The organism is Streptomyces hilarionis (assembly GCF_024539675.1).
In the GTDB taxonomy this organism is placed as follows: domain Bacteria; phylum Actinomycetota; class Actinomycetes; order Streptomycetales; family Streptomycetaceae; genus Streptomyces; species Streptomyces hilarionis.
This window is the reverse complement of the sequence record NZ_JAHHIT010000100.1, coordinates 20,964-33,903: the sequence shown is the minus strand read 5'-3', so window position 1 is coordinate 33,903 and position 12,940 is coordinate 20,964. Positions and strand designations below refer to the sequence as shown.

12 protein-coding genes are annotated in these 12,940 nt (G+C 72.1%); 4 read left to right on the top strand and 8 right to left on the bottom strand.

The genetic code is table 11. The features are described 5' to 3' along the window. Nucleotides 1-265: 265 nt before the first annotated feature. Nucleotides 266-481, bottom strand: a complete 216-nt coding sequence (locus tag KMS84_RS24095; protein WP_256918520.1) for an acyl-CoA carboxylase subunit epsilon — start codon at nt 479-481, stop codon at nt 266-268. Nucleotides 482-757: 276 nt separating this feature from the next. On the opposite strand from KMS84_RS24095, the gene KMS84_RS24090 reads away from it, so the two are divergent. Then, nucleotides 758-1,756, top strand: a complete 999-nt coding sequence (locus KMS84_RS24090) for a ScbA/BarX family gamma-butyrolactone biosynthesis protein (protein WP_256918519.1) — start codon at nt 758-760, stop codon at nt 1,754-1,756. A gap of 354 nt (nt 1,757-2,110) precedes the next feature. Here KMS84_RS24090 and KMS84_RS24085 read toward each other — a convergent pair whose 3' ends face one another. Beyond that, the gene (locus KMS84_RS24085) at nt 2,111-2,962 is read right to left on the bottom strand and encodes an NAD(P)H-binding protein (protein WP_256918518.1); all 852 of its coding nucleotides are present in this window, start codon (nt 2,960-2,962) and stop codon (nt 2,111-2,113) included. A gap of 167 nt (nt 2,963-3,129) precedes the next feature. Between KMS84_RS24085 and KMS84_RS24080 the strand changes: the two genes are divergently transcribed. Beyond that, a complete protein-coding gene (locus tag KMS84_RS24080) occupies nt 3,130-3,798 on the top strand; it encodes a ScbR family autoregulator-binding transcription factor (protein WP_256918517.1) in 669 nt (222 codons plus the stop codon). On the opposite strand, the gene KMS84_RS24075 is transcribed toward KMS84_RS24080, so the two are convergent. From KMS84_RS24075 to KMS84_RS24060, 4 genes are all read right to left on the bottom strand, one after another. Then, nucleotides 3,791-5,344, bottom strand: a complete 1,554-nt coding sequence (locus KMS84_RS24075) for an FAD-dependent monooxygenase (protein ID WP_308287977.1) — start codon at nt 5,342-5,344, stop codon at nt 3,791-3,793. The two genes, KMS84_RS24080 and KMS84_RS24075, sit on opposite strands and share 8 nt — an antisense overlap. A gap of 826 nt (nt 5,345-6,170) precedes the next feature. Continuing rightward, nucleotides 6,171-6,572, bottom strand: coding sequence for a DUF6009 family protein (locus KMS84_RS24070; RefSeq protein WP_256918516.1), 402 nt, complete (start codon nt 6,570-6,572; stop codon nt 6,171-6,173). Then, nucleotides 6,569-8,158, bottom strand: a complete 1,590-nt coding sequence (locus KMS84_RS24065; protein WP_256918515.1) for a DNA primase family protein — start codon at nt 8,156-8,158, stop codon at nt 6,569-6,571. Before KMS84_RS24065 ends, KMS84_RS24070 begins: the two co-directional genes overlap by 4 nt. Then, a complete protein-coding gene (locus tag KMS84_RS24060) occupies nt 8,155-9,252 on the bottom strand; it encodes a bifunctional DNA primase/polymerase (protein WP_256918514.1) in 1,098 nt (365 codons plus the stop codon). Before KMS84_RS24060 ends, KMS84_RS24065 begins: the two co-directional genes overlap by 4 nt. A 676-nt stretch (nt 9,253-9,928) precedes the next feature. Between KMS84_RS24060 and KMS84_RS24055 the strand changes: the two genes are divergently transcribed. Next, nucleotides 9,929-10,471, top strand: coding sequence for an ArsR/SmtB family transcription factor (locus KMS84_RS24055; RefSeq protein WP_256918513.1), 543 nt, complete (start codon nt 9,929-9,931; stop codon nt 10,469-10,471). Beyond that, nucleotides 10,468-11,745 carry an MFS transporter gene (locus tag KMS84_RS24050; RefSeq protein WP_256918512.1) on the top strand — a complete coding sequence of 426 codons (1,278 nt, stop codon included), beginning with the start codon at nt 10,468-10,470 and terminating at the stop codon, nt 11,743-11,745. The genes KMS84_RS24055 and KMS84_RS24050 overlap by 4 nt, the downstream gene beginning before the upstream one ends. Before the next feature lie 111 nt (nt 11,746-11,856). Here the strand turns inward: KMS84_RS24050 and KMS84_RS24045 are convergent, their stop codons facing one another. Together KMS84_RS24045 and KMS84_RS24040 are read right to left on the bottom strand one after the other, a co-directional pair. Beyond that, on the bottom strand, nt 11,857-12,216 hold the full coding sequence (locus tag KMS84_RS24045; RefSeq protein WP_256918511.1) for a DoxX family protein: 360 nt from the start codon (nt 12,214-12,216) through the stop codon (nt 11,857-11,859). Between the two features lie 180 nt (nt 12,217-12,396). Continuing rightward, nucleotides 12,397-12,891 carry a cupin domain-containing protein gene (locus KMS84_RS24040; RefSeq protein WP_256918510.1) on the bottom strand — a complete coding sequence of 165 codons (495 nt, stop codon included), beginning with the start codon at nt 12,889-12,891 and terminating at the stop codon, nt 12,397-12,399. Nucleotides 12,892-12,940: the final 49 nt, after the last annotated feature.

Sequence of the window (12,940 nt, the reverse complement as noted above, 5' to 3'; positions counted from 1 at the left end):
GGTCGCCTTCTCGCTCGGACCGGCCAGCGCCTGCGCCCGGATACCGTGCAGCTCCGCCACGCGCCCACGCGCGTCCGAAGGTTCGGCGGTCACCTGGGGAATGTCGTTGAGGACCGTCACTGTGCCTCCCTCCCTCATGAGCGCGGCCGGACTGTGCCCAGATTAACAAACCGCATATGCGGTTCACAGGGGGCGTGAGGGCGCGCAGACATGAATCAGCCCTGGACAAAGCGCCTGTCGGCCTGCGGCCGGGCGCACATGGCTCCTATCGCCAGCAGAACGGCGAGCGCCATTGCACGCCGGCCCGCTCCGGACGGCGCCACGGCGGGACCTCGGGAAGCGGCTCCTGCCGACGGTCCGCCTCCGCCCGCCCGGCCAGAACCGAGCACAGCACGACGGCCACCGCCGCCAGTTCGTCGTCGTCGGCCCGCCCGCGCTCGACCCGCAGCGCGAGGGGCGCCATGACGCCCGCCTCGTCCATGTCCGGCTCCTTTCGGTTCCGGCCACCGTGCGGCACCGTGCTACAGAGACGCTTCAATGCCGCTTGAGGCGCCGGATCGAACGGCCGGAGCCGGCGTCCGGGCCCTGAGCTGGAGAAACGCTGGAGGATCAACGGATCGCGCGGACCCGTGGCAGCGGCCGCGGACCGCGTCGCCCAACGATCGCGCCCGGAGGCCCCGATTCCTCTGGAAACAAACCCGGTTGCCCTTTATTTTTCTCCCCCACGGCACATCACCCATCTCGTCCAGGGGGAGCGATGACTGCGAGCACGTTCCGGTTCGAAGGTGCGTCGATCGAGCAGACAGCGGTACGAGACGTCCAGTCCCCTTTCTTCTGGTCGCCGGCGCTGCTCAACGGCCACCTGACCACGACGGTCCCCCGGGAGCTGGTGCACCGGGCGGCCGTCGCCGAGGTCATGCTCACCGGCTGGCAGCGCCTGAGCGACACCCGCTTCGCGATGACCGCCCAGTGGCCGCGGGGCCACAGCTTCTTCACCACGGCGAACAGGACCCACCACGACCCCATGATGGCCGCTGAAACGATCCGTCAGATCGGCGCCCTGCTCGCCCACGCCGAGTTCGGCGTCCCCCTCGGACACCAGTTCCTGATGGACGAGCTGACCCTCACGGTGCATCCCGAGGAGATCGGCGTCGGCGGCGCGCCCGCCGCACTGGATCTCGACGTCACCTGTACCGACGTCAGGAAGCGCGGCGAGCGGCTGACCGGCATGTGCTACGAGACCAGGGTGCTGCGCGAGGGGCGGCTCGCCGCGTCGGGGCAGATCTCCTTCACCGTCATCGCGCCGGCCGTCTACCGACGGCTGCGTCCGCAGCGCGTCTTCGACCCCGCCCACCGCCCCCTGCCGCTGACGGCGCCGGTGGCCCCGTCGACCGTGGGGCGTCTGTCGCCCACCGACGTGGTCCTCTCCCCCACCGGCGAGCCGGACCGCTGGCAGCTGCGCATGGACACCCGCCACCCCGTCCTCTTCGACCACCAGGTCGACCACGTCCCGGGCATGGTGCTCCTCGAGGCCGCCCGCCAGGCGGCCACCGCGGTCCTGGGCAGACCCTCGATCCTGCCGCTCGGCCTCGACTGCGCGTTCCTGAAGTACGCGGAACTGGACCTGCCCTGCATGATCGACGCCCTGCGCCTGCCCATGACGTCACCCGACGAAGCGGAGACGGTCCTCGTCACCGGCCGCCAGGAAGGCCGACCCGTCTTCACCTCCACCCTGCACGCCATCCCGTCCGACTGACCCCACCGAACTCACCACACCGAGAAGACCACCACCGCGGACCTGCCCGCCGTCAGGTCCGGGAGACGGCCGCCGCAGGCCGCCTCCCGGACCGCGGAAGCCCCCGCACCAGCCGTTCCGCCGGCTCGGCCCCGGGAAGGTTCCGGTACGCCCCCGGTTAGGGCACGGCATCGGCAGTTCGCGGCCCGTGGTGGCCGCGCACGCCCTTGGAGAACCGCACCCAGAACACCCCTCCGGCCCCTGCCGGCCGCGTACCGCAGGCGAAGCGAGCACGTGGCCCGTGCCGGCGGGGCCATGGTCCCGGATGCCGAGCGAGGTGGTGTTCAGGCGATGCCCTCACCGCCCTCCGCCCGCCTACCCCCCGGCGGCAAAGGCCGTCAGGTGGTCCTCGGCCCATGTCGTGAACGGGCGGGCCGGGTGGCCGGTCAGGCGGCGGACCGTGTCCTCCACGCGCACCTTCGCCCCCGCCCGCTGCCGCCGCGCCGAGGCCAGCAACGCCTCGACGACGTCGGCGGGATGACGTCCGCTCAGCCGGGCGCGGGCTTGGTCCGGGGAGAGTTCCTCGAAGCGCAGGGGGCGGTCCAGCAGCCGGCCGAGCTGGGCCGTCTGCTCGACCGCGCTGATCGGCTCGGGCCCCGTCAGGGTGTGGATCCGCCCTTCGTGTCCGGACTCGGTCAGCGCGCACACCGCCGCGGCCGCGACGTCCCGCGGATCGACGCACGCGTTGACCGACGTGCCGTAGAGGGCGCGTACCACCCGCTCGGAGGCGATGGACGGCGCCCAGCACAACGTGTTGGACATGAAGGCGCGCGGGCGCAGCAGCGTCCACCGCATCCCGCTGCTCAGCAGCAGCTCCTCGTTGGCACGCTGCCAGCGGGTGACGAGGTCGTGCGCGTCGGCGTCCGCGACGGCGGCAGCCGACACCTTGACCACGTGCCGTACGCCGGCCGATCGCGCGGCGCGCAGAAAGCGGGCGTCGTCGTCGCCGCCGACCCGGCTGGTGAGAAGGAACGCGCGGCTCACCCCGCGCAGGGCACGCTCCAGCGAGCGCGGATCGCCGTAGTCGCCGGCGACGACCTCGGCCCGGTGGGCCGTCTGCTGCACCCGCGCGGGGTTGCGGGCCATGACCCGCACCGGGAGGCCGGCGGGGAGGCCCCGCAGCACCTCCCGGCCCGTCGTGCCGGTGGCGCCTGTCACGAGAATCACCGATGTCCTCCTGCGCTGGTCAGGCACCGGTGTGCGAAGCGCTTACTGCCCGACTCTTGAGGCCGCGCGCACCACCGGTTGTAAGATACAAACTGGGCGGTTTTTTGATGAAGGCGGCCCTGGGCTCCGCTGACCGATGTGATCTCCACGAACGGGAGGACTGCCAAGTGGTGAAGCAGGAGCGTGCGTTCCGCACGCGCAGGATCATCCTCGAGGCAGCGGCGAAGGTCTTCGAAGAGCGCGGCTACCAGGCCGCGACCATCTCCGAGATCCTCAGCGCCGCCGGTGTGACCAAGGGCGCCCTGTACTTCCACTTCGAGTCGAAGGAACAGCTGGCCCAGGGCGTGCTCAACGAGCAGGACCAGCGGTTCGTGATCCCCGACCGTGACTACAAGTTGCAGGAGCTGGCGGACGCGGTGCTGCTGCACGCCTACCGTCTCCAGTCCGACCCGATGGTGCGCGCGGGCGTGCGGCTGACCATGGACCAGCATGCGACGGGCCTGGATCGCAGCGGCCCGTTCGTGCGCTGGAGTTCCGTGTGCTGCGAGCTGCTGGAGAAGGCGCGGGCCCAGGGCGAGCTGCTGCCGCATGTCGTGCCCTCCGTGACCGCCGACATCGTGGTGAGCACCTTCGCGGGTGTGCAGTCCATGTCCCAGGTGGTCAGCGACTACGAGGACCTGCGGTTCAGGACCTCCGCGCTGCTGCACCACCTGTTCCCCGGGATCGCCGGGCCGTCCGTCCTCGCGCTGCTGGACCTGTCCGAGTCGCGGGGTGAGGCGATCTACGACGAGATCCGGCGGCGGCTGGACCGGCAGCCGGCGGCAGCCGTCAGCTGAACGCGCCCACACCCACACCCACGCCGGCGCCCGCTCCCGTCATGGCCAGTTGCTGGACGGGCGGGGCCGGCCGGGCGCCGAAGTACAGCTCGAGCGCGTCCTCCAGGGAGTCTCCGCCCGGGGCGGAGGCCCAGGCGACATAGCCGTCGGGCCGTACGAGCAGGGCGTCGCACGGGATCCGGTCGGTGGGTTCGACGTGGACGGTGCTCACCGCCTGGGCCCAGTCGCGGGCCTGTGGAAGGTGGCGGCCGCCGTTCTCGCCGAAGAGGAGCACCAGCGGTCGTCCCGCTCTCAGCAGTCCGATCACGTCCGTGCGGCCCTCCCGCGTCTGGAGCGCCAGGTTCTGCAGAAACCTTCCTTCCCAGGGGGAGGCGCAAGGGGTGCGTGGGGGCAGGACCATGTCCTGGCCGCTGATCAGGTCACTGAGGTGCCGGCTCCCCCGGTCCGCGGCGACCAGCTGGGCGAACAGGGCGTTCAGGGCGTCGACTTCGGGTCCCGAGCGCATCAGGGCGAGCTGGGCCCGCGTGTTGTCGATGACGCTGCGGGCGGCCGGCCGGCGCTCGGCGTCGTAGGTGTCGAGCAGGCCCTCCCCCGCGAGGCCGCGCACCGCGAAGGCGAGCTTCCAGCCCAGGTTGAGGGCGTCCTGCACGCCGGTGCTCAGCCCGAGGGCGCCGACGGGGAAGTGCATGTGGGCCGCGTCCCCCGCCAGGAAGACCCGCCCGTGCCGGTAGGAGCGGGCGAGCTGGGCGAAGTCGCTGAACCGGCTGAGCCAGCGCGGCCGAGAGAAGGCGATCTCCTTCCCGGCGATCCGGCTGATCTCGTCGTGCAGTTCCCGCGCGGTGGGCGGCAGATGGCGCTCGGGGTGGGCGCGGGAGCAGTCCAGGGTCTTGATGTGGGTGCCGTCGCCAGGGATCTCGCGGGCGACGATCCAGCCGCGCGGGGTGCGGTGCCAGCCCGACGGCAGGTCGGCCGCGTCCCGCAGCGTCACCAGCCCGGCCAGCCCGGAGGTCGTCGCCGGGTAGGTCTGCGAGGTGAGGCCCGCGAGCTCCCGGACGATGCTGCGGCCGCCGTCCGCCCCCACCAGGTAGCGGGCGGTGCACTCGACGCGCCCCGAGGGACCGTCCGCCAGGACGCGGACGCCGTCCTGGTCCTGGCTCACCCCGGTCACGCGGTGCTCGCGCAGCACCCGGACGCCCGCGGCCCGCGCCCGCTGTTCGAAGAGGCGCTCGAGCTCGGCCTGAGGACGCTTCAAGAGGGGGCCGGGCTCGGAGGCCGGGGCGGTGAGGGACAGGCCGGGTACGCCGGCGAAGCGGAAGGGGGCCTCGGTCTCTCCCGTCGCCGTGGCGGCCCTGGGGACGAGTTCGCTGAAGTACCCGCGCCGGGCGAGCCCTTGCAGTGCCCGGGCGTGCAGCACCGAGGCCTTGGGGCGCTCGGACACGGACGCCCGGGCTTCCAGCAGGACGGTGGCGACCCCGTAGTCCCCCAGCTCGGCCGCCAGCAACATGCCGACGGGGCCTCCCCCCACGATCACGACCTGCGCACGCACACAACTGTTCACCGTAGGACCTCCCCTTGACCTCGATGTGCAGCGGCAGGGGGTTCGGAGGGACGGCGAGGGCCGGTCCGGCCTGGGAAGAATGCACACGTCGCACGCCCCTCCCCCTGCAGTGACGTTGGAAGCCGACCCGTCCGCAGAGCGGTCGGAGCGGCTGTCGCCAAGGAATATACCGATTGGACGGTTCTTTTCAAGGCCTGCACATTGTCACGAATCCGGACCGTTCCCCTCGGCCCCCGGAGACGATCATCACCGTGCCCCCAACAGTTCCCGACAGCAACGCGCACCCCCTGCACGCCGCCGCCCTCACGACCGAGGACGAAGGCGACGACTCCCCCGGTTCCGCCCGAGGCGGGTGCCCGCACACGGCGAACAACAGGAACGTCATGCGGACGCCCGTTGGCGTAACGGGGACGACATCGACGCCGCCGACCGTCGCAGGCGAGCCGTCGGCCGCGTGCTCCGCGCATATGCCAGTGCGAACGGCCGCCAAGGCGGACGGCCGCCCGGAGGGGCCTTCCGTATGCAGGTGCGAACCATCACCGCGCCCGGCGTGGCTGTACACGAGGGTCGCCGTCGATGTATGGGGCTACGCGGCCGTATACGGAGACGGCGCGGCCGTGCACGAATCCCACCCGAGGCGGGGCGCAGCGCCTCGGTGGAGCCGCGGACGCGGGGGCCCAGGCTGCAGGGGCTGCCGGGGCTGCCGGGGCCGGAGTACCGCGTACGAAGGCCGCCCGGCCGCCCGAGCGCCTGTCGCCCGCCCTCCGCCTCCGCCGTACATCCAAGCCGGCGAGCCGCCGGGGCGGGCCGCCCGCTAGAGCCAGAGCTGCTTCCCCGGATCCGGCGCCGCCGACGACAGGGGGCCGCCCTCCGACCGCTCCGTCTTGCGTCCTTTGCTCCCCGGCGACAGGGTGCGCGGGTCGACGGCCTCCGCGGGCGCCCCGGTGGCGTACAGCCCCTCCGGCTCGGCGTCCCGGTCGTGCGGGAGCAGCCAGAAGACCCGACGGCGGAAGGTGCCCGACGAGCGGGACGGCTTGGCCTGCGGCCCGAGCAACGCGTATCCGACCATGCGTCCGTCGCGGTGGTAGGCCGGCTTGCCCCGTCGGGTCGGCAGCCGGTCCAGGCTCTGACGGACGTAGTCGAGACCGGCTATGTCCTCCAGCCAGACCAGTTGGGCCTCATGGAAGATCTCGTCCTCTCCGATGAGAGCGCTCATGCTGTCTCCTCGTCGGCGACCAGTCCGATACCCGGGTAGTACTTCCGCTGGTTGGACAGGATCATCTCCTTGGGCGAGGCCAGTCCGACGACCTCCCGGACCCTTGCCGCGAAGGCGCGGGACGAGACGGCCGGGGCCCCGTCATTCTGACACCACGTCTTGTAGGCGGCGTACAGCTGGGCTTGTTCGGCTCTCAGCGGGGGTTCGAGCCGGCACGACTCGCTCAGGAACCGGCCGGTGTGGTCCTCCGTCTCGGCGTAGGCGGTGGTGGCGATCCTGACGCGTTCGGGGCCGGCGAGGCCGCGTTCGCCCGCCAGGTAGCGGCGCGCGCCCATGATCAGCCAGTTGAGGATGCCGGGGCCTTCCTCGGTGACGAGGACGTCGGCGAGGTTGTCGATCTTGTGGTCGTCGGAGACCACGCGCTCGAACGGGATGAGACGCATCCGGCGCCAGAACGCGAAGCCGCCGGTGCCCACTTCGGGCCGGTGGTTGCCCAGCAGCCACAGTTTGTGGGTGGGGGCGAAGCTGAAGAAGTCCTGGCGCATCCGGCGGGCCTTGATGCGGTCCCCGCCGGTGAGCAGTTTGACGCGGGCCTCGTCGAACCGGTCGCCGGGCTTGACCTCGCTGCACACGATGACGCGGCGGCCGTGCAGTTCGGCGAGGTCGGTGGGGTGGCCCTCGTAGGGGCGGGCCATCAGGAAACCGGGCGGGGCCGCGTCGGCGTAGTCGCCCAGCAGCTTCACCAGCGCGTCCAGGAGCACCGACTTGCCGTTCTTGCCGGAGCCGAACAGGAACGGCATCACCTGGCCGCCCACGTCCCCGGTGATGGAGTAGCCGAGCAGCAGGTGCAGGAAGCCGATCATCTCCGCGCCCTCGGGGCCGTCGCCGAAGGTGTCGGTGAGGAACCGCTGCCAGCGGGGGGTGGGTATCGGCTCGGGGGCCACGGTGGTGGAGCGGGAGTGGAAGTCCTTGTTGGGATCGGGTGTCCGAAGGGCCCCGGTCCGCAGGTCGACGATGCCGCCGGGCGTGCACAGCACGTAGGGGTCGGCGTCCAGCAGGGCGGCGCCGAGCACCATGCCGGGGGCGGATCTGGCCTGGGTGAGCATCGCGTTCATGCCGCTGGTGCTCAGGGCCCGTCTGCGGTGCTGTTGCAGGGCGGTCGAGGTGAAGTGGCCGCGGGGGTCGGTGGCGGCCAGGGACTCGGCCAGGTCGCCGGCGGCCCACATGACGGTGTCGTCCTCGTCCATGCGCCAGCGGGTGCGGTCCCACCGGAACCAGCCGAGGCCGGGCACGTGCCGGTAGTCCCCGGCGTACAGCTTGACGAAGAGTTTGGCGTTGCCGCGGTCGCTGAGGGTGTCCGGCAGCAGCCCGTCGGCGCTCACCTCGCCCTGCCCGCCCTTGTCCCGCCCCGGCGTACAACGCTCCTGCCCGTTCGCGCCGTTCGTGACGGCCGCGCCGTTCGTGACGGCCGGACCGGTGGTGCCGGCCGTGCCGTGCTGCGGGGTCTTCTGCCCGGGCTGGGCGTACAGGATCTGGGCGGCCACCGCCTGCGGGTCGAAGAGGGTGTTGCCGTTGCCTGACGTCATGCGCGCCCCTCCGAGTGCAGCGGTCGCAGCGTGCCGGCGTTCACGCCGCTGCGGATGATGGCTTCATGGCGCCGTTGCTGTCCCGGTCGGGCCAGTTGGGCCGTCTCCCGCAGCAGGCGTTCGGCCTCCGTCCCGTCCAGCCGTCCGGCGGCCACCAGTCCTCCGGCGGTGTAGGCGGCGCGGTTCAGCTTCTCGGAGAAGCCGGCGCCCTCGGGGGCGGCGGCGCAGGCGGCCACCTCGGCGAGCAGCGCGGCCAGGAGGCGGACGGCGCCGTCCTGGCCGCCCCCGGCGGCGAGCACGGCCTGCCGGGCCCGGGGCGGCACCGGCCTGGGCGACGGTACGGCCGCGGGCGGCAGGTGCCCGGTCCGTTCGAGTTCCCGGGCGAGCCAGTCCGGCAGCGGTGCGGGCGCCCGCACCGTTCCCACGGCCCGGTACGCCCCGGCCTCGGTCACGGTGCCGGGGGCGACGATGTACCCGCCGTGGGCCCGGACGTCGACCTGCCAGGCCAGCGCGCGGGCGCCCGACCCGGTGGAGCACTGCCAGCGGTGCCCCGGCCGGGCCCGGTACCACACGTGCAGGCCTCCCGAGGGGGTGCGGACCCGCAGGGTGCTCTCGTCGTCCGCCGGGGTGACGGCGCCGCGCAGTGCGGCGAGGACCCCGATCGTGTGGAACCCGTTGGCCAGGCCCGTCAGGTCGACGTCCGGCGAGATGTCGATGCCCGGCAGGAGACGGTCCCTGTGCGGCAGCGGGTGCTCGTGGGCGTCGATGTCGAGGACGACGAGACGGGCGGGCCCGCAGGCGATGCCGACGCCCAGGCCCGGGTGGGCGCCCCACCACTGCTTGACCCGGTCGTGGTTGAGGGTCGCGGCGTGGAACCCGTGGCACCAGCGACCTGCCGCGACGCAGCCGCATCCCCGGTGCGTGTGTCCCGGTGTCCGGCAGGCGTCGCAGTTGCCCGCCGGGGTCTTGCGTCCCGGCGCGAGCGGATGGACCGGCCAGCCCTGGGCGGCGCACCATCGGGCGATGGACAGCGACCGTCCGGCTAACGCCGGTTGTGGTGCATGACTACGACACTCCCCCAGCTCAGAGGCCATCGCACCCCCCGTCAGCGACCCAAGCGACTGAGCAACGAGGACAGAGTAGCGAAGCGAACGGGCGGTGAACGGGCTTCTTCTGGGGGTGCAGCGACTGAAGTGCGACCGCCCCAGCGACCCAGACTTCGTCGGTCGCTTTCTCCGTCATGACAGACAGCGCAGGTCACAGGGTCACGGATCGTGAATCAGCGACCGAAGCGACTCTAGGTCTCTATATATGACGCACACGCGCACACGCGCACGCACGCGCCAATGCCCTCATATACCCGGCCCTTGAGTCGCTTCGGTCGCTGACCACCCCACGACAAGCCCCTGACCTGCTGCTTCCGGTCGGCGACCAAGAGCGACCCAACCCCCGCCCGGTCGCTGGCCTTCGGTCGCTGCCGCGCTGCGACAGGTTCGGCCACAAAGACTGAAATACCATCAGGGTTTTGCATTGGCCGGTGGACAGCGACTCAAGCGACCCTGCGGCCGCCCTCCACCACGCCCCCCGCCCGCCCCGCCGGGCCGGGCCCGCACCGGGTATTCGTGCGGCCGCAGACAAGCGCAACTCATCTCCAGCGAGGGCCTCTTGCACGCCACCGACAAGGCGTTTCCGCGAGGTGCGCGCCTGCCGGGTGCACGTATGCGCGAAAACCCCTTGCTCAATGGTCAAGAAACGTTGACCATTACTCGCATGCCTACCGACGACGACCTCCCCGAGACCTTCCACGTCACCACGGACGAGCAACTGCGCGCCGTCTCCAACCTCACCCGCCACCGGATCATGGCCGTGCTCCGCTTCGAGCCGGCGACGATCACGCAGATCGCCGACCGGGTGGGCCTCGCGAAGGGAAGCTCCAGCTACCACGTGCGACTGCTGGAGCGGGCCGGCCTGGTCAAGGTGGTACGGACGCGGAAGGTCCGGGGCGTCACCGAGCGGTACTACGCCATGGCCGCCCGCACGATCACCCTGCCCGACCCGGGCGAAGGAGGCCCGGACATGCTGATGCGGCACGCGGTGGCCGACCTGGAGGCGGCCCCGGCGGACGGCGAGCGCCACGTGCGCATGGCCCATCTGCGGCTCACCGACGAGCAGTTCGCCCAACTGGGAGCACGGCTCCAGGCACTCGCGGACGAGTACCGGGAACTCTCCGACCCCTCGCTGCCGGACGCCTCACTCGTCTTCGCGCTGTTCCACCCGGCGTCGCGCGCGCAGGCCGAAGGGAGCGCCAAGTGACCTCGGACATACGGAAGCTGCCGCCCGGGTTCGGACGGCTGTGGAGCGCCCAGACGATCTCCTCGCTCGGCGACGGGGTCACGCACGCCGCGCTGCCGCTCATCGCCCTGACGCTGACACGGGATCCGATGGCGCTCGCCGTCGTCACGGCCGCCGGCACCCTGCCCTGGCTGCTCTTCGGAGTGCTCGGCGGCGCGCTGGTGGACCGCTGGGACCGCCGACGCACGATGTGGGTCGCGGACACCGCGCGTGCGGCGCTGCTCGCGACCGTGGCGGCGGCGGCCGCGCTCGACATGCTGAGCATCGCGCTGCTCGCGGCCGTCGCCTTCCTGCTCGGCCTCGGCGGCCTCTTCTTCGACACGGCCGCCACCGCCTTCCTGCCGGACCTGCTCCGCCGCGAGCCCGCGCTCCTCGAGCGCGCCAACTCCCGCCTGCGCGGCGCCCAGACCGCCATGTCGGGCTTCGCGGGCCCGCCCGCGGGCAGCGCACTGCTCGCCCTCGGACGGGCGGTTCCGCTGCTGGCCGACGCGGTGTCGTTCCTGCTCTCCGCCCTGCTCGTCCGAACGCTGCCCGCCCTGCCCCGTCCCGTCCCGGAGGCCCGCGAGTCACTGCTCCGGCAGGCACGGGCCGGAGCTTCGTACGTCTTCCGCGACCGGGTACTGCTCGGGCTCGCCCTGCGCCCGGCGGTCGGCAACGTCGCCTTCCTCGCCGTGGAGACCGTCCTGGCCCTCTTCGCGCACGACCGCCTCGGCATCGACGCCTACGGCTTCGGCCTGCTCCTCACGGCGGAGGCCACCGGTGGTCTGCTCGGCGCCGGCATCGCCTCCGCCCTCGGCCGGCGCCTGGGCACGGGCACCGCACTGACCTGCACGGCCGCCGTCGAAGGGCTTGCCATCCTGGGCCTCGCCGCCGCGCCGAACCCCTACGTGGCCGGAGCGGCGCTCGGCGTCTGCGGAGCCGGCATGGGAGCCACCATGGTCCTCGGCCCCTCCCTGCGGCAGGCGATCGTCCCGGCCCGCCTCATGGGCCGGGTCGCCTCCACCTCCCGCATGCTGGCCATGTGCGCCGCCCCCTTCGGGGCCTTCCTCGGCGGCTGGCTGGCCACCGCCTACGACGTCCGCACCCCGCTCTACGCCGCCGCGGGCCTCCTCCTGACGATGACGGCCGTCACGGCGTCCATGACCAGCAACCGCCGTGTCGAAGCAGCACTGCGCGCCGCCGCCCCCGAGGCGCACACCGCCACTCCCCCGGTCGCGGAACACACCACCGCCTGATGAGCGCGGGCGTGAGACGGCCGGCCGGGGCAGTGGCCTCCGGCTGGTGGACGCCCGGCGGCTGGCGGCGGCGGGGCTGCTGACGGCGCTCGGCCCTGGACCGAGCCGCGATCACAGTCCGGTGGCCAGCCAGGCGGTCACGGCCGCGGTGGCGGTGAGGCCGACATTGAGTGCGATCCGGCGGTCTTCTCCGGTCAGGTGAACGGCGATCGCACCGATCTGGAGAAGTACGAAGCCGATGGCTGCGGCCGACGCGAGCCAAGGAGTGGTACCGCTCAGCGGTGGCAGGACGAGACCGGCCGCACCGAGTATCTCGACCGCCCCCAGCGCCCTGAGGGAGGGCAGGGACATACGGTCGACCCAAGCCATCATCGGTCGGAGTTGATCGCGGCTGCGGATCACCTTCAGCGTGCCTGCGTAGAAGTAGAAGAGCGCGAGCAGTCCCGCGACGATCCAGTAAGCGGTGTTCATGGTTTCCGTTCAGGGGGTCCCGGGTTCGCGGGGGTCGTGTCGATTGCGTCGAGTGCCGGGGAAGCCCCGGGAGACGGCCGGTCCGTCGTCCGAGGGGGGACGGACGCGAAGGCCGGGAGCACCGCGGGCCCCGGAGGTTGCAAGGAGGGCGGCCGGCCCTTTCCGCTCCGCCGGCTGACTTCATGCGAGGCCGGTGGCGGGCTGTGTCGCGTAGCGGCTCATAGTGTCGATGTTGGTCTGCGGCGTCAGCGGCTGCCCGGATGCGAGCACCTCCTGAAGGTCGCGGAAGTACTGCACATACAGGTCGGGTGTGAAGGTGCTGAGCATGACGGCGGGTTCGTCGGTCGGGTTGGCGAAGGTGTGCGGGGCCCCGGGCGGAACCATGACGAGCGTCCCCGCGGTGGCGTCGTGGTTCTCGTCCCCGACGGTGAACCGCACGGTGCCGGAGATGATGTAGAAGCCTTCGTCGTGTTGGCCGTGGCGGTGCTGCGGCGGACCCTGCGTACGGGGGGCGAGGACGGACTCGGCGATCGCGAGGCGGTGCCCGGTGTGGCTGCCGTCCTCCAGAACGCGCATGCGCGTGGCGCCCAGAACGATCGTCTCGCCTTCATGGGGACCCACCACCGATACGGCGGGGTCGGCCTGCGACTCGCTGGTCTTCGCTGTTTCGATCATGTTCACCAGTGCAGCGCCGGGGACTCGCGGTGTCCAAGACCCATTCAGC